This is a genomic window from Kribbella sp. CA-293567 (assembly GCF_027627575.1).
Classification (GTDB): domain Bacteria; phylum Actinomycetota; class Actinomycetes; order Propionibacteriales; family Kribbellaceae; genus Kribbella.
The window spans coordinates 3,806,668-3,829,328 of sequence record NZ_CP114065.1; the positions used below are offsets into that span (position 1 = coordinate 3,806,668).

Consider the following 22,661-nt stretch of genomic DNA (forward strand, 5'->3'; position numbering starts at 1 on the left):
CTCTAGAGAAGTCGCTGCTCAATCCCATCGGAAGGTCCTTGACACCAGGTAGCCCAGCACTGCTGCCCACAACGCCAGGGAGAGTGCGGCGGCCCACGGTACGACGCCTTCCAGGGTGGCGTTCGCCAGCCCGTTGGCGAGGGCGGCGCTCGGCAGGAGCCGTACTACGCCTTGCATGCCCTCCGGATACTCCTCGACAGGCGTCATGATCGCGCCGCCCACCAACAGCAGCAGGTAGAGCAGGTTCGCGGCGGCCAGCGTCGCTTCGGCGCGCAGTACTCCGGCCATCAGCAGCCCGAGCGAAGCGAAGGCCGCAGTGCCACACAGCACCATCAGCAGTACGCCGAAAGCGGCTGCAACTCCACCGACCGGCTTCCAGCCCAAGGCGAAGCCGGCCGCGATCAGTACGGCCAGCTGGACCACCTGGATCGCCAGGACCGAGCCGATCTTCCCGGCCAGCAGACCGGTCCGGGACAGGGGAGAGGCGCCGAGTCGTTTGATGACGCCGTACCGGCGTTCGAAGCCAGTCGCGATGGCCAGTGAGGTAAAGGACGTCGACAGCACGGCCAGAGCAAGCACCCGCGGTACTGCGAGATCCACGGTCGGGCCATTGCCGAGCGGCAGCCGATCGCCCAGCCCAGTGCCACCCAGGAGCAGCAGCAGGCCCAGCGGGATCACCAGAGCGAGCAGTAGCTGCTCCCCGTTGCGCAGCAGGAGCCGGAACTCCATCACTGCGTGCGAGTAGACCTTGCGGGGCCAAGAAGCCGAACCTGGGCGCGGTACGTAGGTAGTGGTCACTTGGTCCGTACTCACTTACTCTCCCGAGCCGTCAGCGCCAGGTAGACATCTTCGAGCGACTTGGCGCCGTGCTCGGTCAGTACGTCGGGACTGCCGGAGGCGATCACCTTGCCGGCCGACACCACGTGCACCTGGTCGGACAGTTGCTCTGCCTCGTCCATCGCGTGGGTGGTCAGCACGACCGTCACGCCGTCGTCGCGCAGGTCCCGGATCAGCTGCCAGATCTCCCGGCGGCCGTGCGGGTCCAGGCCGGTGGTCGGCTCGTCCAGGAACACGATCTCCGGCCGCCCGACGATCGCCATCGCCAGCGACAGCCGCTGCTTCTGGCCGCCCGACAGTCGCCGGTACGGCGTACGCCCGCACGTCCCGAGGTCCAGCCGCTCGATCAGCCCCGGCAGGTCCAGGGGATGGGCGTGCAGCGAGGCGACGTACCGGAGCATCTCCAGCGCGCGGACGCCCGACCAGGCGCCACCCTCCTGCAGCATGACCCCGATCCGGGGCATCAGCTCGTCGTGGTCGGCGATCGGGTCGAGCCCGAGCACCCGGACCGTACCCGAGTCGGGCCGGCGGAAGCCCTCACAGCTCTCCACCGTGGTCGTCTTGCCGGCTCCGTTGGGGCCGAGCACGGACGTCACTGTTCCGCCGGTTACGGTGAGACTGAGCCCGTCCACAGCGGCCTTCTCGCCGTACCGGACGACGAGGTTGTCGATCTCCACCGCGACTGGCACATGTGCAGGGTAGTCAACGCCCCGACGTGACGCTGCTCACGGTCACCCTCCAAGCGCCGCCGCGCCCGCCTGGGAGCTGCGAACCGGTTAGGGCAGCCTTATTTGAAGGGCTCCGGCAATTAGGTGACACTGATGTTGTGAAAACTCCCGCACAGCTCGGTACGGCGCCCTCGGGCACCGCTGTCGCGCGGGACGAGTCCACCCGGGACCGGGTCGCCCGCTCGATCCTGACCAACGGGCCGTCCAGCGCCGCGGTGCTGGCCGAGCGACTCGCGCTGACCCCGGCGGCGGTCCGCCGGCACCTCGACCACCTGCTCGAAGCGGGCCTGGTCGAGAGCCGTGAGGAGCGTGTCTACGGTCCCCGTGGCCGGGGCCGCCCCGCCAAGGTCTTCGTGCTGACCGACACCGGCCGGCACGACTTCCACCAGGCCTACGACGACCTGGCCGCGACCGCCCTCCGCTTCATCGCGGAGTCCGGTGGCGACGAGGCCGTCGTGGAGTTCGCCCGGCGACGGGTGGCCGAGGTGGAGGACCGGTACCGCGAGTTGCTGGCCGCGGTGCCCGAGGGGGAGAAGGCGCAGACCCTGGCCAACGCCCTCAGCGCGGACGGTTACGCCGCGTCCACCCAGCAAGCCGGTGCCGGCGAGCAGCTGTGCCAGCACCACTGCCCGGTCGCGCACGTGGCCGAGCAGTTCCCCCAGCTGTGCGAGGCCGAGACCGAGGTGTTCTCCCGGCTTCTCGGCCGTCACGTGCAGCGGCTGGCCACCATCGCCCACGGCGACGGTGTCTGTACCACTCACATCCCCGGTGCCCCGGTGCCGGTTTCTCCTGTTTCCGACAGCGAATCTGCGAGGACTGCAAGATGACGCAAACCGCTCACCCCGAGCTCGACGGGCTCGGCACGTACAAGTTCGGCTGGTCCGACAGTGACGCTGCCGGCTCGATCGCCAAGCGTGGCCTCAGCACCGACGTGGTGCGCGGCATCTCCACGCTGAAGAACGAGCCGGAGTGGATGCTGGACCTGCGGATGAAGGGCCTGAAGCTCTTCGACCGCAAGCCGATGCCGTCGTGGGGTGCCGACCTGTCCGGCATCGACTTCGACAACATCAAGTACTTCGTCCGCTCCACCGAGAAGCAGGCGACCAGCTGGGAAGAACTGCCCGAGGACATCAAGAACACCTACGACCGGCTCGGCATCCCGGAGGCGGAGAAGCAGCGCCTGGTCGCCGGCGTCGCCGCGCAGTACGAGTCCGAGGTCGTCTACCACCAGATCCGCGAGGACCTGGAGGAGCAGGGCGTCATCTTCGTCGACACCGACACCGGCCTGCGCGAGTACCCGGAGCTGTTCCAGGAGTACTTCGGCTCCGTCATCCCGGTCGGCGACAACAAGTTCGCCGCGCTGAACACGGCGGTCTGGTCCGGCGGCTCGTTCATCTACGTGCCCAAGGGCGTCAAGGTGGACATCCCGCTGCAGGCCTACTTCCGGATCAACACCGAGAACATGGGCCAGTTCGAGCGGACCCTGATCATCGTCGACGAGGACGCCTACGTCCACTACGTCGAGGGCTGCACCGCGCCGATCTACAAGTCGGACTCGCTGCACTCCGCCGTGGTCGAGATCATCGTGAAGAAGGGCGCCCGTTGCCGCTACACGACGATCCAGAACTGGTCGAACAACGTCTACAACCTGGTCACCAAGCGCGCCACCTGTGAGGCCGGCGCGACGATGGAGTGGATCGACGGCAACATCGGCTCCAAGGTGACGATGAAGTACCCGGCCGTCTACCTGATGGGTGAGCACGCCAAGGGCGAGACCCTGTCGGTCGCGTTCGCGGGCGAGGGCCAGCACCAGGACGCCGGCTCCAAGATGGTGCACAACGCGCCGTACACGTCGAGCTCGATCGTCTCGAAGTCGGTGGCCCGCGGTGGCGGCCGGACCTCGTACCGCGGTCTGGTCGAGGTCGCGCCGGGCGCGCACCACAGCAAGTCCACGGTGCGCTGTGACGCGCTGCTGGTCGACACCATCAGCCGCTCCGACACCTACCCGTACGTCGACGTCCGCGAGGACGACGTCGCGATGGGGCACGAGGCGACCGTCTCCAAGGTCAGCGACGACCAGCTCTTCTACCTGATGAGCCGCGGGATGGCCGAGGACGAGGCGATGGCGATGATCGTCCGCGGCTTCATCGAGCCGATCGCCCGCGAGCTCCCGATGGAGTACGCGCTGGAACTGAACCGACTGATCGAGCTGCAGATGGAAGGGGCCGTCGGCTGATGTCAGCCACCGAAACCCTGGTCGCCACCGGCAACCAGGCGCACTCCCACGGGCCGGGCTCCCCGGTGCCGTTGCAGGCCCGGAGCGAGCGGACCACGTCGTACGACGTGGCCGACTTCCCGGTGCCGAACGGCCGTGAAGAGGAGTGGCGCTTCACCCCGATCAAGGCCCTCAAGGCGCTGTTCGCCGACGAGGCCGGTACCGAGACCCCGAAGATCGACGCGCGCGGCCCCGAAGGCGTCGTGATCGAGAGCCTCGCCGCCGACGCGGTCAAGGCGCTCACCCCGCAGGACCGGATCGCGGCCGTCGCCTGGGCGCACGCCGACGGCGCGACCGCCGTCCGGATCCCGGTCGAGGCCGAGCTGTCCGAGCCGGTGCACGTGAACGTCGCGAGCCTGGGCGGCCGTGGCTACGGTCACCTGGTGATCGAGGCCGGCCGGCACAGCCGGGCGACCGTGATCATCGACCACACCGGCAGCGGCGAGTACGGCGCCAACGTCGAGATCGTCGTCGGTGACGGCGCCGACCTGCGGGTCGTCTCGATCCAGCAGGGCGACTCCGAGTCGGTCCACGTCGGCCAGCACGACGCCGTGGTCGGCCGCGACGCCAAGCTCAGCCACGTCGCCGTCACCCTCGGCGGCAAGATCGTCCGGCTCTCCACCAACGTCCGGTACGCCGGTCCCGGTGGCGACGCCGAACTGCTCGGGGTGTACTTCGCCGAGTCCGGTCAGCACCACGAGAACCGGCTCTTCGTCGACCACGAGGCGATCAACTGCAAGAGCAACGTGCTCTACAAGGGCGCGCTCGCCGGTGACGACGCCCGCTCGGTCTGGATCGGCGACGTGCTGATCCGCGCGGCGGCCGAGGGCACCAACACCTACGAGCTCAACCGCAACCTGGTGCTCACCGACGGCGCCCGCGCCGACTCGGTGCCGAACCTGGAGATCGAGACCGGCGAGATCGAAGGAGCCGGCCACGCGTCGGCGACCGGCCGGTTCGACGACGAGCAGCTGTTCTACCTGCAGGCCCGCGGCATCCCCGAGGACGTGGCCCGGCGACTGGTGGTGTCCGGCTTCTTCAACGACATCATCGGCCGGATCGGCGTCACCGAGGTGGTCGAGCACCTGCACGAGGCGATCGAGCAGAAGCTGGCCCGGACGGCCGAGCTGAGCGCGGCGGCCAAGGCCTGATCATGAGTGACTCGTTCGAACGCGCCTGCGCCGTCGCCGACCTCTCCGACGAAGGAGTCTTCGCGGCCGAGGTGGGCGGCGTCGAGGTGGCGGTCGTGAAGAGCGAAGGCCAGTACTTCGCGATTCGCGACGAGTGCTCGCACGCGCAGATCCAGCTGTCCGAAGGTGATGTCGGCAACTGCGAGATCGAGTGCTGGCTGCACGGTTCGCGCTTCAGTCTGAAGACCGGCGAGCCGCTCAGCCTGCCGGCCTACGACCCGGTGCCGGTCTACCCGGTCCGCGTCGACGGCGACGATCTGCTGGTCGACGTCAAAAACCCCTTGAACAGCGCCAGTTAACAGCTTCCTAGTAAAGACGGAGATAGAAGAAACCTCATGGCGACACTCGAGATCCGCGACCTGCACGTGTCGGTCGACACCGAGAACGGCCCGAAGGAGATCCTGCGCGGCGTCGACCTGACCATCGCCGGTGGTCAGACGCACGCGATCATGGGCCCGAACGGTTCCGGCAAGTCCACGCTGGCGTACTCGATCGCCGGCCACCCGAAGTACAACGTCACCAGCGGCACCGTGACGCTGGACGGCGAGGACGTCCTGGAGATGGCCGTCGACGAGCGCGCCCGGGCCGGCCTGTTCCTGGCCATGCAGTACCCGGTCGAGGTCCCCGGGGTGTCGGTGTCGAACTTCCTGCGCACCGCCAAGACCGCGATCGACGGCGAGGCACCGAAGCTGCGTACCTGGGTCAAGGACGTCAACAAGGCGCTCGCCGACCTGGACATGGACGCCGACTTCGGCACCCGGAACGTGAACGAGGGCTTCTCCGGTGGTGAGAAGAAGCGGCACGAGATCGTCCAGCTGGAGCTGCTCGACCCGAAGATCGCGATCCTGGACGAGACCGACTCCGGCCTGGACATCGACGCGCTGAAGATCGTCTCCACCGGCGTCAACCGGTTCGCCGAGAAGGGTGACAAGGGTGTTCTGCTGATCACCCACTACACCCGGATCCTGCGCTACATCAAGCCGGACTTCGTGCACGTGTTCGTCGACGGCAAGGTCGCCGAAGAGGGCGGCCCGGAACTGGCCGACGAGCTGGAGGCCAACGGCTACGAGCGCTTCCTGAAGACAGGCGCCAAGGCATGACGGACGCCCGGACCTTCAGCAGTCCGCTGGACCTGAACTCGGTCCGGGCGGACTTCCCGATCCTCGCGCGGGAGCTGGCGAACGGCTTCCCGCTGATCTACCTCGACTCGGCGAACTCCTCGCAGAAGCCGGCCCAGGTGGTCAAGGCGATCGAGGAGCACTACCTGCTGCACAACGCCAACGTCGCCCGCGCCATGCACCAGCTCGGCGCGGAGGCGACGGCGGCGTACGAGGGCGGCCGGGACCAGGTCGCGGCCTTCATCGGCGCGGCCAACCGTGATGAGATCGTCTTCACCAAGAACGCCTCCGAGGCGCTCAACCTGGCCGCCTACAGCCTCGGGGCCGCGCTGAAGCCGGGGGACGAGGTGCTCATCAGCGAGATGGAGCACCACAGCAACATCGTCCCGTGGCAGCTGGCCTGCGAGCGGACCGGCGCGACGCTGAAGTGGTTCGGCGTCACCGACGAGGGCCGCCTCGACCTGAGCAACATCGAGGAACTGCTGACCGAGCGCACCAAGGTGGTCTCGCTGACCTGGGTCTCGAACGCGCTCGGCACGATCAACCCGATCAGGGAGATCGCCGCGAAGGCCCACGCGGTCGGCGCGACGGTCGTGGTCGACGCCTCCCAGGCGGTGCCGCAGTTCCCGGTCGACGTCTCCACGCTGGGCGCGGACCTGCTGGCCTTCACCGGTCACAAGACCGTCGGCCCGACCGGCATCGGGGTGCTCTGGGGCCGCTACGACCTGCTCGCTCAGCTGCCGCCGTTCCTCGGCGGGGGCGAGATGATCGAGGTCGTCCGGATGACCGGCTCGACCTACGCCCCGCCGCCGGCCCGGTTCGAGGCCGGTACGCCGCCGATCGCGCAGGCGGTCGGGCTCGGCGCGGCCCTGAACTACCTGGCCGGGATCGGGATGGACAAGGTGGCGGCCCACGAGCAGGCGATCACGGCGTACGCGCTGGAAGGCCTGCAGACCGTGCCGGGGCTGAAGATCCTCGGTCCGACCGACAACGTCGACCGGGGTGGCGCGATCAGCTTCGAACTGGCCGGTGTGCACCCGCACGACATCTCCACCGTGCTGGACACCCGGGGTATCGCGGTCCGCGCCGGGCACCACTGCGCGCGCCCGGTGCACGAGCGGTTCGGAATGCAGTCGTCGACCAGAGCGTCTTTCTACCTGTACACGACGCCCGGCGAGATCGACGCGCTCGTCGACGGCCTCGGCTTCGTCCGTTCGTTCTTCAAGGTGGACTGATATATGCAGCTCGACAGCCTGTACCAAGAGATCATCCTGGATCACTACCGCAGCCCGCACCACGCGGGCCTGACCGACCCGTACGACGTGGAGGTGCACCACGTGAACCCGTCCTGCGGGGACGAGGTCACGCTGCGCGTCGAGCTGGACGGCGAGACGGTGACCGGCGTGACGCACGCGAGCGTCGGCTGCTCGATCAGCCAGGCCTCCACCTCGGTGATGACGGACCTGGTGATCGGCAAGCCGGTCGCCGAGGGGATGGCGGCCTACGAGAAGTTCCTGGAGCTGATGCAGGGCCGCGGGAACGTGGAGCCCGACGAAGAGGTTCTGGAAGACGGCGTCGCCTTCGCGGGTGTCGCGCAGTTCCCGGCAAGAGTGAAGTGCGCGCTGCTGGGCTGGTCGGCCTGGCGCGACGCCACCGCCCAGGCGCTGGCCAAGGCCGAGGCGAACAAAGAAGGAGCCACCAATGTCTGACCAGACCGACGAGAAGATCGAGCTGCCCGAGGTCGACCTCGAAGCGGCCGCTGCCGGTGCCGGCGGCAAGACGGCCGGCACCACCCCGGTGGCGGTCGAGGACGTGACCGAGGCGCTCAAGGACGTCGTCGACCCCGAGCTGGGGATCAACGTCGTCGACCTCGGCCTGATCTACGGCGTGACCGTGGACGACGCGAACACCGCGATCATCGACATGACCCTGACGTCGGCGGCCTGCCCGCTGACCGACGTGATCGAGGACCAGACCCGGATGTCGCTGGAGGGCCTGGTCAACGACTTCCGGATCAACTGGGTCTGGATGCCGCCGTGGGGCCCGGAGAAGATCACCGACGACGGCCGCGAGCAGCTGCGCGCCCTCGGCTTCAACGTCTGAGGTCAACTGCGGAAGCCGTGGAAGCCCGGGTCAGGTGGCCCGGGCTTTCGCCTGCCCGGATGCGCTAGCGTCGCCGGGTGACCCGAATCGTCTCCATCGGCCCTGAGCGGCTCGAACGCTGGCTGGCGGGCTTCGCGGAGCGCCACGGCGACACGGCGTACTCCGTGACGCCGTCGAAGCTGACCGCGCTGGCCGAGGACGGGTCGCGCGCCGACATCGACGTACCGTTCGGCCCGCTGGAAGAGCTGACGCCGGCCGGTCTGGTCGCGCACGTTCTCACCGATCGCCGCCTGGGCCTCCTCCTGGTACGCCGCGGCGGCTACGGCGCCGGTGTTTTCGACGGCAGCAAGCTGGTGGACTCCAAGGTCGGGTCGCGGCACGTCCAGGGGACCACCAAGGCAGGCGGCTGGTCGCAGCAGCGATTCGCGCGGCGCCGGGACAACCAGGCGCGGGAGGCGTTCAACGCCGCCACCGAGGTCGCCGTACGGATCCTGGCGCCGGCCAAGCTCGACGTACTGGTGTGCGGGGGAGACCGCAAGGCGATCGACACCGTGCTGGAGGACCCGCGGCTGAAGGCGCTCCGGCCGCTGGTCCGGCCGCCGTTTCTGGGGGTGGCAGATCCCCGGCAGAAGGTGCTGGAGCAGGCCGGCGTGGACGCTCGCGCCATCCGGATCGAGCTCACCGACCCGGACCCGGACCCGGCCTGACCGGGCCCGGCTGAGCGGGGCCCGGCTGAGCGGGACCCGGCCGGCGTCAGACGGCTGGGCCGTAGAGCGCCCGGAAGTCCGCGAGGGTGCCGCGGTAGTACTCCAGGTCGTCGACCAGCTTCCCGCGGGTCACCAGCTCGGGGCTCTGAGCGCGGGCTTGTGTACCGAGCTCCGACCAGACGGCCGACTCCGGCGCGTCCTCGGCGCCCTCCGGCAGGAACTTCAGCGCTTCGCCGACCGCGTCGGCGGCGAACTCCCAGTTCAGCTCGACGCTGGTCCGGTCCTGGTCCGGCTCGCCGGTGTAGGCGAGGTCAGCGGTGAGCGCCCGGCGGGCGAAGGATGCCGCCACCAAGGCCCACTGCGCGGCGTCGATCAGCGAAGAGACCCCGAGGCCGAAGCGCGCGCCGATCTTGCGGGCCGCGTCCTCCGAGGCGTATGGCACCGCGATCTCGCCCGCCGTCGTGGCCAGCAGCCAGGCGTCCGGGCCCTGGGTCACGTTCGGGCCAGGCTCGATCGGGTCCGGGGCGGTGGCCGGCGCGGTCTCGTCGGCCGCGGTCAGCAGGCTCACGTAGGTCTGCGCCTCGGTCAGGGTCCTTGCGGTCAGCATCGGTTATCTCGCTCCTGTTTCTCGGCCGAGTTCGTGATAGGTGTCACGCACCACCAGCAGGCGGACCAGCCGGAACCTACCGGGTTCGGCCTCGAACACCTGCCGCCCGGTGCCGGTCCAAAACTCGTCCGCCGGTACGACGTCCTGCCCGGGCGGGACGAACTTGATGACTTCCTCCACCGCCGCTCGCGCGATCGCCAGCGCCTGCCCGGCCGCCGTGGGGTCGGTTGGCACCGCCCCGGCCGCCTGGTCCGCGACGGCCAGCCATTGACCGGCGTCGAGCAGCTCCGACGGCTCGGGCCCACCGAAGGTCGGCCAGGACCCCGTCGGCGTCTCCGTGGCAGGCAGCCCGAACAGGTACTCCCGTTCGGCAGCGCAGCCGGGACAGGTCGCCGCGTAGCTGATGGTCAGCTCACCGTCGATCTCGACCAGGGCGTGTTCCCAGGGTGCCTCGGCCGAACCGCAGTCCGGGCAGGGCTGCAGCTCGAGGTAGAGGTGAGCCTCGTCCCTCGTGCGTGCCACCGCGAACGCCATACCGTCCCTCTCGTCGTCTCGCACCATCATGCCCGCTGCTCGCCTCACGGACCGGCCAGCGAGGGCCCGTGCCCGGGAGCCGCTGCGGCCCGGCCGGTCGCGGCACCGCCGATCGGTTGACGTTCGCCCTGCCCTGGCTTCGCAGCCAGGTGCCGGACGGTCGCCGAGTGATCGAGACCCTTCAGCATCGACAGCGGTACGCCGCTTCGTTCGAGCGCCTCGGTCACCTTGCCGTTGAACGACTCGGTCCTCGGCAGACTGTTGTGGAGCGCCCGCAGGTCGACCCGGCCCTCACACATCAGCGCGATCGTGGGGTGCAACGTCGAGAACGCCTCGGCATAGCCGCTGCCGTCACCGACCTCACGCAGCGTCCCGTCCTTGCCGGCCAGATAGTTGCGCTCGGCCCCGTCAGCTTCCTGGACGGCCAGCGTCACCGTCCGCTTCTCGGCGACCGCTTTGTTCAGCGCGGTCAGCAACGGACGGTAGGGCTGGTGGACATTGTTGCCAGCGGCATCCACCCCGTACTCCGTCTGCCGCAGCTCGGCCCGGGCCGGAGTGGGAGTCACCGCCGCGAGCTGCGGGGTGACCGTGGCGCCGGTCTCGAGCTGGCGAATCCCGTCCAGCGCCTCGTGCTGCAGCATCTTGAGCCAGTAGACGGCCTCGGCCTGCTCCGGCAGCTGTTCGGTGTCCTTGACCTTCGGTACGCCGCGGCCGGTGTCGGCCACCTCGTAAACCGTCACGCTGTAGGCCATCGACGCCTCGACGGTGGCCAGGTCGCCCTCGCTGAAACGGCTGGTCTCCAAGCGGGTGCCGTGGGAGTCCGAGCCCTGCTCCTTGAGTTCCTTGCCGACCGAGCCACCGACGTTGAACGGGCCGCCGCCCGCGCCACCGTTCCCGGTGGCCATCAACTGGTTGCCGGTCGTCGTGACTCCGGTGCTGTGCTGGCTGCGCGCGACCTGACCGCTCTGGCCGCCCGGCAGCGGGTTGTCCTGCAGCTCCCAGCTCTGCGGCCTGGCCTTCACGACCACGACGTACGCCGTGCGTCCGTTGCCCCGGTCGGCGATCGGGGTCAGTTGCAGACCCCGGTCGCCGGTCAGCCGCTTGACCGCCGCGCAGAGCGCAGTCGGGCTCAGCTGACCCTCCAGAGCGACCTGCTGGTCGCGCATCGCCGCTTCGCCGATCCGCTCGACCATCGCCGCCCGGATCTGCTGGTAGAGCTGGTCACCGGCCGGGCGGCCCTTGCCGTGCGGGATCATCGCCTCCGCCGCGGCGCCGTCGGGGAACCGGAACGAGGACGAGCGGTGATCGGGGCTGATCTCGACGACCGACTGCTGCGGCTGCGCCACCTGGTCCGGGTCGGCCGGCTTGAGCAGCTCGCGCGGCACCATCAGCGTCATCCGCGCCTGAACCGTCGCCGGGGTGGCATGAACAGTCTGTTCGGACGGCAGCGTCCGGTTGATCCGCCAGCGCAATCCGGCCATCGTCGCCGCGCCCGCGTTGTGGACACGGGAGACCTGGACTTCGAAGGTGGCGTCGCGCTGGATCTCCGCCTGCTGGAAGTGTCCGGTGCGATCCAGATGCGTGTTCAGCCTGCCCCGCTTGGCGGCGACGGTGCGGGTCCGCGCGGTGGAGGCGCCGGCGGAGAGCGAGGTGTCGATCGAGCCCTTGACCTCCGCGCCGGCCGAGTAGGTCGTCGTGTGCGAGACCGACTGGTCCTCGCCGACGTAGTCGTAGTTCTGCTTCAGGCCGATCGCGTCGACCTCGGGCAGCTCCGGGGTGCCGTCGACCAGGATCGGACCGGCGTACCGGCCGTTGACGCGGACCACGATCAGGTCCGGGTTCGGCTGGCCGGCGACGGGGACCTCGATCTCGGCGACGAAACCACGCACGCCGTACATGTCGTTGAGGTGGCCGTGCCACCCGTCGGTGCCGAGGTCGCTGGTGAGCGCGGACCGCAGCATCGAGTTCGTCGCCAGCAGGCCGGGCGCGAGCTCCTCCACCTGGCGCAGGGCCGGGTTGAGCAGGTCGACCTGCTCGCCTGGCCGCCCGGGCGGGCTGATGTCCTCGATCTGGCTCGAAGCCAAGCCCACGTCGTACTGCGGGGGCAGGGTCATCTCGCGTTGCCGGCCGGCGGTCTGCTCGACGTCGCTGAGCGTTTCGTCGAGGCGCAGCGCCGCGGGCGGCGCCGGGGTCTGTTCGCCCTTGGCGTGGTCGAGGACTCTTTCGGAGAGCCGTTCGTCGGTGTGCTCGGCCGCCAGACCGGTCGACACCCCGGCCTTCTCCTGCTTGTAGCGGCGGACGAAGGCAGCGGCGTCCCGCGGGCTGATCTTGAGCTTGCCGGCCAGGTACCGCTCGGCGGCATCCTCGACGACCGGGAACGGCAGATCCAGCTCGCGTTGCCCGTAGAGCCGCAGCGCGCGACGTTCTGGCGTCGTGGTCAGCGCCTTCGCGTCCTGCAGTGGGACGCTGTGGACAAGGTTGCCCTCGGCATCCGAGATCTCGGCCACCAGCCGATAGCGATCGAGCGACTGGTAGTGCGTACCGACATTGACGAGCAGGCCTTCTTCGCCCATCGTCTGACTGTTGGTGGTCGACTGGGCCCGCCCGCCGCTGCGGGCGACGCTCGCGCTGCCGGCCACCGAAGCGCCGTCCGCCCGGACCGGGCCACCACCACCGTCGGCTCCGACCCCGCCCGAGGCGGACCGGCCCGAGGTGAAGCTGGTGTCCTTCATCGTGAAGTTGATGTCGCCGGAGTTCTGCTCGGTGACCGCGACGAAGGTCCGGTCGATCGCCTCGCCGCGCACCACCACGCTGTAGCCGCGGGGGAGTACGGTGCCCTGCCGGACCGCGTCGACCGGGTTCCCGGCCGGCGGAACGATCGTCAGCGGGAGCCGGTACTCGCCGTTCATCCACTCGTTGTGCGCGACCAGGCTGTCCGGTGCGAGCATCGCGTGCAGCTCGAGGTAGCTGCTCGATCCCAGCTCGAGCGCGTCGACCGCGGAGGCGATCCGGTCGACCGGGTTGCCGGCATCGACGTGCACCGGCATCGACTGTTTGACCGCGGCCGCACTCGGCGCCTTGGGCTGGGCGGCGTGGGCGGGCTCGGCGGCGCGGGTCAGTGCGCTGTCGATCAAGAGCTTGGCACTGCCGCGCGCGTCGGCCAGGGCGGCGGAGTCACCGTCGCGGGTGATCTCGGTGACGAGGATGCGATGCCCGGTGCGCAACTTGTCCACCGGCCCGGTGCTCTCGGTCAGCGAAACACGGTTGACCCGGCGTCCGGCCGACCAGCTGAAACTGCGTCCGAGCGCGTTCCGGCTGAGCTTGAGACCGATCCGGCCGGCCAGGCCGCGAACTCCCTCCTCCGGGCCATCGCCGACGCCCGCTCCGCCTGACAGCGGCACGCCTCTCGATCGGCCACCTGAGCGGCCACTGGCATCGGAGGCGATACCGAGTCGTACGACGTTGTCCGTCGTACTGGTGCCTTCGCCGTTGACGTCCTGGAAGTCCTGGACGACAGCGATCCGGAACGTCCGGTACTGCGGCGCCCGGCCGGTCCGCTGGTCGATCAGAACCATCGGGATGCCGCTCTGCGCAGCCTGGTTGTAGCCGGCTTCGAGCCGCTCGGCCGAGAGGTGCTGGATCACCCGGTCGTAGTTGGTCAGTTGCCCCGACCGCAGCCGCCGGTCGGACGGATGCGCGCCGTACGCGGGCTTGACGTTCTGGTCGAGGACAGGCTGGAAGTTCCGGTCGAGCGGGGGCACGAGGCCTTCGCGGCTCAGGTTGGCCAGCGTCTGCTCCAGTGCTTCGCGGTCACCGGTGAAGTCCTGCACGAGGGCCTGGCCGGCGCCGCGCAGTTGCCTCTCGCCAGCGCCGATCACGGGCGGCAGTGTCTGGACGCCGGTGGCCGGCTCGGGGTCGCCTCGCAGCAACAACTTGCCGTCCTGGTTCAGGCGCGGCGTGCCGTCCGCGTTGCGCAGTACGGCGGCTTTGTCGACCCGACCACCTGCGCGCAGCAGGTCGCTCTCCGGGACCCGCAGCCTGGCGTCGCAGAAGTCGCTGACAACCACCGGCTCGGCCTTGGGGTCGCCGAGCTTGCGCAGCGTCGCCCGTACGCCGAAGCCGACGACCACTCCCTGGGTCGGGCCCTGGTTGCGATGCACCACCGGGGTGATCGAGGTCGCGCTGACGTTCAGCCCGCCTTGCCGGGAAACGGCGCGGCCGGCCGAGACGCTCGGGCCGAGATCCAGCGAGGTGGCGCCCAGATCCTTGAAACCTCCACTGACGCCCAGCGACGCTGAGGCCGACGAACTGAAGCCCTGACTCGCGCTGACGCTGTTGAAGCCGACCTGGACCTCTTCCTGCCAGAGATCAGGACTGGCCTCGCCGCTGAGCTTCGCCGTACTCCAGATCGGCTCGAGCTCGAGTTGCACGTGATAGGCGCCTTCCCCGGCGCTGACGATCTCCCGGCCGTACCCACCTGGTCTGCTGGTCTGCCGCAGCAGCCGGTTCACGTTCTCGGTCACCAGGCCGTTGATCTGCTCGTACGCGACCTTGTCGATCGGGCCGAACCGTTCCCGGCCGCCCGCTACCAACCGGTCCCGGACGGAGTTCAGGCCGTCGATGTGGGTGACCGTGTGGCGCGGGAAGGCCGGTTCGATCTCGTCGGCCCGGCCGAGCTCGGCCAAGGTGACGGTTTCTGCGGGCGGCTTGACGGTGTAGGCGGCAGACACCCAGGTGAGCTGCTTGCCCGCGTCGAAGGTCTGGGCCGGCCGCCACGGATCGGTCGCGGACGCGCGGACCTCGATCTCCCACTCACCGGTCCAGCCGACCTGGACCGACTCGCCCCGGTCGTCGTCGACCGCGCCCTGCTTGTCGTGCGAGCTGGAACTGCTCGACTCGCTGTGAGCCCATCCCGACGACACGTCGACGCGCGGCGCGGCGACCTGGGACAGCAACTGGACCGTGCTGCCGGGCGGTGCGAGCTCCATCACCGGCTTCGCGTTCACGCCGAAGCCGGCACTGGCCGAGTGTGCGGCGGTAGTCGAGATGCTCTGCCCACCGTCGCCGATGGTGCCCGACATCTGCTCGGCCAGCTCGTAGTCGCGATCCAGGTTCTCGCGGATGTCGCGGGGCTTCAGCCTGAGCCGGACCTGCGCCAGCTCGGTGACATCGGAGTCCGGACTGCCCCCGACCGTGAACTCGATCCCTTCGGGTGAAAGCACCCGCCGGTACGCCGCGTCCGGCAGCGGCAAAGGTCCAGTGCCGTCGGCGAGCCGCGCTGAGATGCCGTGGGCGCCAAGTACCTGGTCGATCTCACTGACCGGCAGAGCGGGCGGCCGCCCACCCGGTACGCCGGTGTGCAGCACGTCCTTGACCGGCAATGCCTCGTCGGCGGCAGTGCGGTACGCGTCCGCCCTCTCCACAGCCGTCTTGGCCAGCGTGGCGATCGCGGCCTGAGGCCGGTTCGGATCGGCGATCGCAGCATCGAGCTCTGCCAGCAGATTCCGCTGACTGGCAAGGGCTTCCGCAGCGGCGACCGAAGCGTTGCGGTAACCCTCGGCAAGCTGCGTATGGCGAACAGTCTTCCGCGCGGCACCCGAGGCCTTGCCTTCGATGACACGGGCTCGTTCGGGCGCACCTTTGTCCTTGAAGGTCCGCTCGATCGCTGCATCGGCCGTCAGGGTCAGAGCCTCGGTTCCGGCCGCGGTCGAGCTGTCTTCCTTCGCGGTGGCCAGTCCCTCGAGTTCCTGAACCTCCGACTGCAAGCCGCTGACGGCATCGGCAACCTGCAGTCGCAACGCGGCCGGCGTGTACGGCGCCAGCGCGGTCGCCTCCGCCCGGACAGCGAGGGCTGCCACCGTTCCGGCCGCGGCAGCGCCGGGCACGTGGATCGCGTCAGCTGCCCAGGGAAGTGCGGGGGCGACACCGCCTCGTTTGCGGATCGAGGTCGCGAGGGCTTCGAGATCGCGTTCCAGATCGGCCACGCTGTGCGGGCCGGCGGGCCGCCCGTTGGCGGCGACCTGCGCTCGTGCCCGGTGCCACGAGGCGGTCAGGAAACGGTACGACGCATAGTCGGCGTTCAGGCCGCGGTCCCGCTTCTCGTGACCGAGAACCGACCGGAGCTTGCTCAGTACGCCGGTCCGCTGCCCGGCGTTCGTCGGGTCGAGCTGCTGGGTCAGCTGGCTGAGCTGATGGACCCAGACCTGGGCCAGTTGCTCATCGGCGAGCCGCGGTGAGAGACGGAGGATGTGCGGGTCGTTCTGGGTGCCGGACCGGAGCCGGCCTTCGGCCGCGAGGCCGCGGCCGGTGGGCAGGATCTCGACCCGGACGTGTTGAGGCGCGTCGCTGACCGCCGTGTCGAGCACCGCGAGCCGCGCCTGGGCATCGATCGCCGGCCTGCTCGTGATCATCCCGCCCAGCTCCGCCTGGCCGAGTTGCCGCAGGGCCGCGAGAGCGCTGCCTTCGGTCAGGTCGGGATCCAGGGCCGGCCGGCCGCCGATCCCGGTGACGAGTCCGGAGCCGCGGACCTGAGGGGTCGTGGTTCGCGCGTCCGGCCCGCGGCGATGTCTGGCGCCGACCTGCGCTCGGTGCCGCCCGGCAGAGCGGGGCGGTGGCGTGATCGGCAGCGCGGTACCGGTGGATTGTGCTGCCACAGCGGCCGGTTGGTGGCTCAGCAGTTGGGCGCCACGCTGAATCTGGCGGGCGGCCGAAACCAGGTCTCTGGGTCCGACCTGACGAGATTGGCCCGGCAGGGTGGCCAGGCGGGCCGCAGCGGTCTCGGAGTGCACGGCCGCGCTCTCCAGGACGCTCCGCAACATTGCCTCGGCTTCGACCCGCCGCGCCTCCTGCAGACCGGGAATGTGCAGCAGGCGATCGAGTGCGGCGATCGCGCCATCCGCCGGCTCCAGCCCGCGGATTCGCGCGATCTCGGCACCGACCAGCGCCACCGATTCCGCCAGCAGTCGCTCGTCGCTGGCTCGGTCAGCGGCCCGGCGACGGAGTCGGGTGTCGAGCCCGGTGACTGCTTCGGCGGGCAGCACCTCTTTCGCGTCCAGCCGGAACCGCCCGTCGCGTAGCCGGACGCCTGAGGGCGCGACTACGCCCAGCGCGATGCCGAGAGCCTCCCGCGCGCGGGCCTCTGCCAGGTCGCCCTGCCCAGGGGTGCTCATCCGGTCGGCTCCTTCGTCGGTGACGTGAGTGTGACCGCAAAGTAGCCTCCCGGGTTCCCCCGGGCAACCGGTAAAAGATTTCAATCCGGCTTCCGGTTGAGGGTGCTGAGTTTCGGCCGGTGCCGTGTCAGGGTGGACGCGATGAACGTGAAACTCTCTCCTTCCCAGTGGACGGTTCCCGAGGCGCGCAGCCTGATAGCGCAGCTGCGCCAACTGGCCGAGGGCGAGGCCTATGACGGCATCGAGCTGTTCACGGCTCTCTGCGGCTACCTGGACGAGCTGTACGGCGGGGCCGGGTTCGACCAGTTGCTGCCAGAGCCGGAGCGGGCTGAGCTGGGCGCAGCGATTCAGCGCGTGCTCGGGAAGGCCCGGACGGGCTCGGTGCTGCTGGACGACGACGGCGTACCGGTCGATCTGGCGACGCCGGACGCCGATCCGGTTTACGACACGCTGGTGCGGCTCGACCAGCCCGTGAACGCGGCCGTGACGCTGGCCCAGGGACGTGGGCTGGCCGCGGAACTGGCGGGCGCCGAGGACTGGCAGGGAGAGCTCGGGCGAGCGCTACAGGGCCTCTATTCGTATCTGGACCAGTTGCACGGAGGGCCGGGCGCATTCGCTGAACTGCTCGGACCGGATGAGCGCAATCACGTCGCCCAACGCGCACCGAAGAGGTAACGGCGTGCCCGTCCGGTCCATTTGGTCCCTATGGACCATTACGGTAGGCGCGTGAGTTTCTCGTCCCCCACGCATCCCTCGCCCTCCGGTGCCCGCGGTTCCAAGGCTCCGGTCGGTGGCTCCAACCGACTTCCCAGCAGCCGTGAGCGCCGCCCCGCGCTGGCCGCCCTGGCGGTGATCCTGATCCTGCTCGGCGCCGCCGGGTCCGCCTTGATCGCGCTGCGCAGCGGCGATCGGCAGGACTATGTCGCGGTCGCTGCCAACACCACGATCCAGCCCGGGCAGCAGATCACGGCGAAGATGCTGGCCAGGGGAGACCTGGCCGGCAAGACCGGCGGCCTGGTCAAGTACTCCGAGTGGAAGTCGGTGGAGGGTAAGTACGCGACCAGCTACCTCTACCCCGGTCAGTACCTCAGCAAGGACAGCGTCACGCGCGACCGGATCCCGGCCGGCGGAGCTTTGGTCGGCGTCACCCTCGAGGGCGGCCGCGCACCGGCCGGTGGGTTCGCCGGTGGCGCCATCGTCCAGGTGATCCAGGTGCCGGCCGCCAACCAGCCCGGCGGCACCTCCTCCACGCTGGTCACCGCGGCCCGGGTGATCGACGTGTCGGGCGGGATCTCCGACAAGACGACGAACGCGAACACCACGCTGAACGTGACCATCGAGGTGCCGACCGCGAAGGCGGTCGGGGTCGCCTCGGCCGCCGCTTCCAAGACCCTCGTACTGGTTCAGTTGTCGGCCGACACGCCGACCGAGGTCCCGATCGACGGAGCCCGCTGATGGCACTCGTCGCACTGGCGAGCGCGAAGGGCTCGCCCGGGGTGACCACCACCAGCCTGGTGCTCGGCGCGCTCTGGCCGCGGCAGGTGCTGCTGGCCGAGTGCGACCCGGCCGGCAGTGACGTGGCGATCCGGATGACGGCACCCGGTGGCCAGCCGCTGAACTCCGACCGCGGCCTGGTCAGCCTGGCGGCCGCGGGCCGCAAGGGCCTCGACGACGACGTCATCCTGGCGCACAGCCAGCAGCTCAACGGCGGCCTGGACGTGATGGTCGGGGTGCGTTCGCCCGAGCAGATCGGTGGCATGGGCGGCCTGTGGGAGCCGCTCGGGATCACCTTCAACCAGATGTTCAGCGCCGACGTCATCGCCGACTGTGGCCGGATCGGACCGGCCTCACCGCAGTTGCCGGTGGTCCAGGCTGCTCGGCTGGTCGTGATGGTCTGCACCGCGACCGGTTCCTCGGTGGCGCACCTGCGGGAACGGCTCGGCCAGCTCGTGCACCACGTCGACGCCAAGCTCGGCGTCATCGTGATCGCCGACCCCAAGCGGCGCGACGGCGTGAAGCAGGTCTGGTCCGTGCTGGACGCGATGGCCGTGCCGGTGCAGTACCGCTGGCATCTGGCCCACGACCCGGCCGGCGCCGCGTTCTTCGACGGCCGTGGGCACGGCCGCCTGGACCGTACGCCGCTGATCCGGACAGCGACCGACATAGCCGCCGAGATGGCGGCGGCGGTCGCCATGCCGACCCAGCACGACTTCGACATGGCCCAGGCGGCGTTCCCGCCGGACGGCGCCTGGGAGGGCCGATGAGCGCCGATCAGGAACTCGTCCGCAAGCTCCGGGTGCAGGTGGCGGAGCGGCTGAACGAGCAGCGCCGGCGCGACCAGGCCAACGGCGTACAGCCGATGAGTGCCGAGGACGAGCGGGAGTACGCGCGATCCCTGATCGTCCAGGTGCTCGAGGACCACGCCCGGTACGAACTGGCCGAGGGGCGTACGCCGCCCACCCCCGACGACGACGCGCAGATCGCCGGCGCGATCCACTCCGCGCTGTTCGGAGTCGGCCGGCTGCAGCCGCTCATCGACGACCTCGAAGTCGAGAACATCGACATCAACGGCTGCGACCAGGTCTTCATCCAGTACGGCGACGGCCGGGAGGAACGGCCCGGCCCGGTGGCCGACAACGACGAGGAACTGATCGAGCTGATCCAGGTCCTCGCCGCCCACGCGGGTCTGACCAGCCGCCCGTTCGACTCGGCCAACCCCCAGCTCGACCTGCGACTGCCCGACGGATCGCGGTTGTCGGCCGTGATGGGCGTGACGTCACGGCCGGCCGTCTCGATCCGGCGATCCCGGCTCGGCAAGGTGTTCCTGCAGGACCTGGTGGCCAACGGCACCATGTCCGCCGACATCGCCTCCTTCCTCAAGGCCGCCGTCGCGGCCCGCAAGAACGTGATGATCGCGGGCGCCACCAACTCCGGCAAGACCACGCTGCTGCGGGCCCTGGCCAACGAGATCCAGCCGCACGAGCGCCTGATCACCGTCGAGCGCTCGCTCGAGCTGGGCTTGGGGGAGTTCAAGGACCTGCACCCGAACGTGGTCGCGTTCGAGGAGCGGCTGCCGAACTCCGAGGGCGTCGGCGAGGTCAGCATGGCCGACCTGGTCCGCCGCTCGCTGCGGATGAACCCCAGCCGGGTGATCGTCGGTGAGGTGCTCGGCGACGAGATCGTGACGATGCTGAACGCGATGAGCCAGGGCAACGACGGCTCGCTGTCGACGATCCACTCGAACAGCTCGATGGAGGTGTTCAACCGGATCAGCACCTACGCCATCCAGGCGACCGAGCGGCTGCCGATGGAGGCCACCCAGATGCTGATCTCGGGCGCGCTCGACTTCGTCGTGTTCGTCCGCAAGCACAACGACTACCAGCACGGCGGCACGATGAGCCGCTACGTCGAGAGCATCCGCGAGGTGACCGGCTGGGACGGCCGGGTGCTGTCCGGCGAGGTGTTCGCTCCCGGCGCCGACGGACGGGCCCAGCCGCACGCGCCGATCGCCTGTATGGACGAGCTCGAACACTTCGGCTACCAGCCGCTCGTGCACGGCCGGTGGACGTGATGGACAGCCAGACCCTGTTGTCTCTGCTGTGCGGCGCCGTCGTCGGCGGCGCGATCCTGCTGCTGGTGGTCGCGATCCGCGGTACCGAGCCGCGTGAGTCGACCCCGTCGCTGTTCCAGCGCGGCGGCAGCGTCGACGGCCGCAAACAGCTGATCCGCCTCGGTACCGGCGTCGCGGTCGGCCTGATCGTCCTCGTCGTCACCCGCTGGCTGGTGCTGGCGGCGGCGCTCGGGCTGCTCGCAGCGCTGGCCGACCGGTTCTTCGGTGGCACGGGCGAGGAACGCCGCGCGATCGAGCGGCTGGAAGCGCTGGCCACCTGGACCGAGGCGCTCCGCGACACGATCGCCGGCGCGGTCGGTCTGGAGCAGGCGATCCCGGCCACCGCGGTCAACGCGGCCCCCGCGATCAAGCCCAGCCTCAACCTGCTGGTCGACCGGTTGCGGATCCGCGAACCGTTGCCCTCGGCACTGATGCGGTTCGCCGACGACCTGAACGACCCGTCCGCGGACCTGATCGTGGCCGCCCTGGTGCTGAACGCCCGGCTGCGCGGTCCGGGTCTGCGCGAGGTGCTGAGCGCCTTGGCCGACTCGGCCCGCGAGGAGCTCGACGTACGGCGCAAGGTGGCGGCGGAGCGACGGTCCACCCGGCGCAGCGTCCAGGTGGTGGTGGCGATCACGCTGCTGGTGGCTGCCGCGCTGATCCTGTTCAACCCGGCCTACGTCTCGCCGTACACGAGTTTCGTCGGGCAGTTCGTGCTGTTCATCGTGATCGCCCTGTACGCCGTCGGCCTGGTCTGGCTGCGCAAGCTGGCCAAGATCGAGGTACCGGAGCGGTTCCTGATCCGCAGTGACGACCGGCGGGCCCAGCGCAGCGGCGACGAGCGGATGGAGGTGGTGGGCGGATGACCGGCGCTTTCATCGCGGGTGGTCTGGTCGGCGCGGGCGTCTACCTGCTGATCCGGTTGCTGATCCGGCCGCGGGCCAACGTGCTCTCGACGATCGCGCGGATCGACGCCGGCCGGGCGGGGTACGTCAGTGCCGCCACCGCCAGCGCCGCGGGGGAGCGGGTGCTCGGCGGCATCGACCGGGCCCGGAGCACGCTCGGGCAACGGCTGGAGGCCGAGGCGAACGCGCGCGGCTGGGCCTTCGGGCGGTTGCGCCGCGACCTCGCGGTGATGAACCAGCCGTTCGCCGCGATGCTGGCCACCAAGGTCTTCTTCGCCCTCGGCGCGCTGATCTTCATCCCGTTCGTCCTGGTCATGTTCGCGATGCTCGGGTTCGCGCCGCCGGGCGCGACCCCCGCGGTCGTCACCCTCGGCGCGATGGCGTTCGCGTTCTTCCTGCCGGACCTGGCGCTGCGCCAGGAGGCGGAGGCGCGCCGGCGCGACTTCCGGCACGTGGTCGGCAGCTTCCTGGACCTGGTCGCGATGAACCTGGCCGGTGGCCGGGGACTGCCGGAGGCGCTGATGACGGCCTCCACCATCGGCGACCACTGGGCGATGGCGAGGATCCGGCAGGCGCTGGCGAACGCGCGGCTGATCGGCATCACGCCGTGGGACGCGATGGCCCGGCTCGGCGAGGACCTCGGCGTGGAGGAGATGCGGGACCTGGCCTCCGCGCTAGCGCTGGCCGGTGACGAGGGCGCCAAGATCCGCTCCTCGCTGCTGGCCCGGGCCGCGTCGCTGCGGCGCAAGGAGCTGGCCGACGTCGAGGGCAAGGCCGGTGAGCGGTCGCAGTCGATGCTGGTCGCGCAGCTGGTGATGTGCGCGGCGTTCATGCTGTTCCTCGGTTATCCCGCGGGCGCGGCGATCCTGGGCAGTTGA

The 22,661-nt window shown here is 69.9% G+C and carries 20 protein-coding genes; 15 read left to right on the top strand and 5 right to left on the bottom strand.

Translation table 11 applies throughout. The features are described from left to right. Positions 1 to 18: 18 nt before the first annotated feature. A complete protein-coding gene (locus OX958_RS17475; RefSeq protein ID WP_270129777.1) occupies positions 19 to 813 on the bottom strand; it encodes an ABC transporter permease in 795 nt (264 codons plus the stop codon). Then, on the bottom strand, positions 810 to 1,514 hold the full coding sequence (locus OX958_RS17480) for an ABC transporter ATP-binding protein (RefSeq protein ID WP_270139081.1): 705 nt from the start codon (positions 1,512 to 1,514) through the stop codon (positions 810 to 812). The genes OX958_RS17475 and OX958_RS17480 overlap by 4 nt, the downstream gene beginning before the upstream one ends. A gap of 149 nt (positions 1,515 to 1,663) precedes the next feature. Here OX958_RS17480 and OX958_RS17485 point away from each other — a divergent pair, with 149 nt between their 5' ends. From OX958_RS17485 to OX958_RS17525, 9 genes are all read left to right on the top strand, one after another. Beyond that, complete coding sequence (locus tag OX958_RS17485; protein ID WP_270129778.1) at positions 1,664 to 2,392, top strand: helix-turn-helix transcriptional regulator; 729 nt, start codon at positions 1,664 to 1,666, stop codon at positions 2,390 to 2,392. After that, positions 2,389 to 3,801 (top strand): Fe-S cluster assembly protein SufB, encoded by a 1,413-nt coding sequence (sufB, locus tag OX958_RS17490; RefSeq protein WP_270129779.1) that lies wholly within the window; start codon positions 2,389 to 2,391, stop codon positions 3,799 to 3,801. The genes OX958_RS17485 and sufB overlap by 4 nt, the downstream gene beginning before the upstream one ends. Next, complete coding sequence (sufD, locus tag OX958_RS17495) at positions 3,801 to 4,991, top strand: Fe-S cluster assembly protein SufD (RefSeq protein WP_270129780.1); 1,191 nt, start codon at positions 3,801 to 3,803, stop codon at positions 4,989 to 4,991. Before sufB ends, sufD begins: the two co-directional genes overlap by 1 nt. A 2-nt stretch (positions 4,992 to 4,993) precedes the next feature. After that, positions 4,994 to 5,329, top strand: a complete 336-nt coding sequence (locus OX958_RS17500; RefSeq protein ID WP_270129781.1) for a non-heme iron oxygenase ferredoxin subunit — start codon at positions 4,994 to 4,996, stop codon at positions 5,327 to 5,329. 36 nt (positions 5,330 to 5,365) lie between these two features. Further along, positions 5,366 to 6,130: a Fe-S cluster assembly ATPase SufC gene (gene sufC, locus OX958_RS17505; RefSeq protein ID WP_270129782.1), complete on the top strand. Its 765-nt coding sequence runs from the start codon at positions 5,366 to 5,368 to the stop codon at positions 6,128 to 6,130. Further along, on the top strand, positions 6,127 to 7,383 hold the full coding sequence (locus OX958_RS17510; RefSeq protein WP_270129783.1) for a cysteine desulfurase: 1,257 nt from the start codon (positions 6,127 to 6,129) through the stop codon (positions 7,381 to 7,383). Before sufC ends, OX958_RS17510 begins: the two co-directional genes overlap by 4 nt. Before the next feature lie 3 nt (positions 7,384 to 7,386). Then, positions 7,387 to 7,857: a Fe-S cluster assembly sulfur transfer protein SufU gene (gene sufU / locus OX958_RS17515; RefSeq protein WP_270129784.1), complete on the top strand. Its 471-nt coding sequence runs from the start codon at positions 7,387 to 7,389 to the stop codon at positions 7,855 to 7,857. Next, positions 7,850 to 8,251, top strand: coding sequence for a metal-sulfur cluster assembly factor (locus tag OX958_RS17520; protein ID WP_270129785.1), 402 nt, complete (start codon positions 7,850 to 7,852; stop codon positions 8,249 to 8,251). Before sufU ends, OX958_RS17520 begins: the two co-directional genes overlap by 8 nt. A 77-nt stretch (positions 8,252 to 8,328) precedes the next feature. Further along, positions 8,329 to 8,958 (top strand): acVLRF1 family peptidyl-tRNA hydrolase, encoded by a 630-nt coding sequence (locus tag OX958_RS17525; protein ID WP_270129787.1) that lies wholly within the window; start codon positions 8,329 to 8,331, stop codon positions 8,956 to 8,958. Between the two features lie 46 nt (positions 8,959 to 9,004). Here the strand turns inward: OX958_RS17525 and OX958_RS17530 are convergent, their stop codons facing one another. From OX958_RS17530 to OX958_RS17540, 3 genes are read right to left on the bottom strand one after another with little or no spacing between them, the layout of a single operon-like run. Continuing rightward, entirely contained in the window at positions 9,005 to 9,565 is a 561-nt protein-coding gene (locus tag OX958_RS17530; protein ID WP_270129788.1) for a hypothetical protein, read from the bottom strand. 3 nt (positions 9,566 to 9,568) lie between these two features. After that, complete coding sequence (locus tag OX958_RS17535) at positions 9,569 to 10,087, bottom strand: hypothetical protein (protein WP_270129790.1); 519 nt, start codon at positions 10,085 to 10,087, stop codon at positions 9,569 to 9,571. A gap of 56 nt (positions 10,088 to 10,143) precedes the next feature. Beyond that, positions 10,144 to 17,268 carry a hypothetical protein gene (locus OX958_RS17540; protein WP_270129791.1) on the bottom strand — a complete coding sequence of 2,375 codons (7,125 nt, stop codon included), beginning with the start codon at positions 17,266 to 17,268 and terminating at the stop codon, positions 10,144 to 10,146. Positions 17,269 to 17,409: 141 nt separating this feature from the next. Here OX958_RS17540 and OX958_RS17545 point away from each other — a divergent pair, with 141 nt between their 5' ends. From OX958_RS17545 to OX958_RS17570, 6 genes are read left to right on the top strand one after another with little or no spacing between them, the layout of a single operon-like run. Next, positions 17,410 to 17,943, top strand: coding sequence for a hypothetical protein (locus OX958_RS17545; RefSeq protein WP_270139082.1), 534 nt, complete (start codon positions 17,410 to 17,412; stop codon positions 17,941 to 17,943). Between the two features lie 51 nt (positions 17,944 to 17,994). Beyond that, entirely contained in the window at positions 17,995 to 18,723 is a 729-nt protein-coding gene (locus tag OX958_RS17550; RefSeq protein WP_270129793.1) for an SAF domain-containing protein, read from the top strand. Next, positions 18,723 to 19,532, top strand: coding sequence for a hypothetical protein (locus tag OX958_RS17555; RefSeq protein WP_270129795.1), 810 nt, complete (start codon positions 18,723 to 18,725; stop codon positions 19,530 to 19,532). Before OX958_RS17550 ends, OX958_RS17555 begins: the two co-directional genes overlap by 1 nt. Beyond that, the gene (locus OX958_RS17560) at positions 19,529 to 20,839 is read left to right on the top strand and encodes a CpaF family protein (RefSeq protein ID WP_270129797.1); all 1,311 of its coding nucleotides are present in this window, start codon (positions 19,529 to 19,531) and stop codon (positions 20,837 to 20,839) included. Before OX958_RS17555 ends, OX958_RS17560 begins: the two co-directional genes overlap by 4 nt. Next, entirely contained in the window at positions 20,839 to 21,744 is a 906-nt protein-coding gene (locus OX958_RS17565) for a type II secretion system F family protein (RefSeq protein WP_270129799.1), read from the top strand. Before OX958_RS17560 ends, OX958_RS17565 begins: the two co-directional genes overlap by 1 nt. Further along, positions 21,741 to 22,661: a type II secretion system F family protein gene (locus OX958_RS17570; RefSeq protein WP_270129801.1), complete on the top strand. Its 921-nt coding sequence runs from the start codon at positions 21,741 to 21,743 to the stop codon at positions 22,659 to 22,661. The genes OX958_RS17565 and OX958_RS17570 overlap by 4 nt, the downstream gene beginning before the upstream one ends.

Excerpts from the sequence above, each read along its gene's own strand:
- OX958_RS17560 (WP_270129797.1), top strand. The coding sequence starts at position 19,529 with ATGAGCGCCGATCAGGAACTCGTCCGCAAGCTCCGGGTGCAGGTGGCG.
- OX958_RS17565 (WP_270129799.1), top strand. The coding sequence starts at position 20,839 with ATGGACAGCCAGACCCTGTTGTCTCTGCTGTGCGGCGCCGTCGTCGGC.
- sufB (WP_270129779.1), top strand. The coding sequence starts at position 2,389 with ATGACGCAAACCGCTCACCCCGAGCTCGACGGGCTCGGCACGTACAAG.
- sufC (WP_270129782.1), top strand. The coding sequence starts at position 5,366 with ATGGCGACACTCGAGATCCGCGACCTGCACGTGTCGGTCGACACCGAG.
- OX958_RS17555 (WP_270129795.1), top strand. The coding sequence starts at position 18,723 with ATGGCACTCGTCGCACTGGCGAGCGCGAAGGGCTCGCCCGGGGTGACC.
- OX958_RS17570 (WP_270129801.1), top strand. The coding sequence starts at position 21,741 with ATGACCGGCGCTTTCATCGCGGGTGGTCTGGTCGGCGCGGGCGTCTAC.
- sufU (WP_270129784.1), top strand. The coding sequence starts at position 7,387 with ATGCAGCTCGACAGCCTGTACCAAGAGATCATCCTGGATCACTACCGC.
- OX958_RS17545 (WP_270139082.1), top strand. The coding sequence starts at position 17,410 with ATGAACGTGAAACTCTCTCCTTCCCAGTGGACGGTTCCCGAGGCGCGC.
- sufD (WP_270129780.1), top strand. The coding sequence starts at position 3,801 with ATGTCAGCCACCGAAACCCTGGTCGCCACCGGCAACCAGGCGCACTCC.
- OX958_RS17520 (WP_270129785.1), top strand. The coding sequence starts at position 7,850 with ATGTCTGACCAGACCGACGAGAAGATCGAGCTGCCCGAGGTCGACCTC.
- OX958_RS17540 (WP_270129791.1), bottom strand. The coding sequence starts at position 17,268 with ATGAGCACCCCTGGGCAGGGCGACCTGGCAGAGGCCCGCGCGCGGGAG.
- OX958_RS17530 (WP_270129788.1), bottom strand. The coding sequence starts at position 9,565 with ATGCTGACCGCAAGGACCCTGACCGAGGCGCAGACCTACGTGAGCCTG.
- OX958_RS17500 (WP_270129781.1), top strand. The coding sequence starts at position 4,994 with ATGAGTGACTCGTTCGAACGCGCCTGCGCCGTCGCCGACCTCTCCGAC.
- OX958_RS17510 (WP_270129783.1), top strand. The coding sequence starts at position 6,127 with ATGACGGACGCCCGGACCTTCAGCAGTCCGCTGGACCTGAACTCGGTC.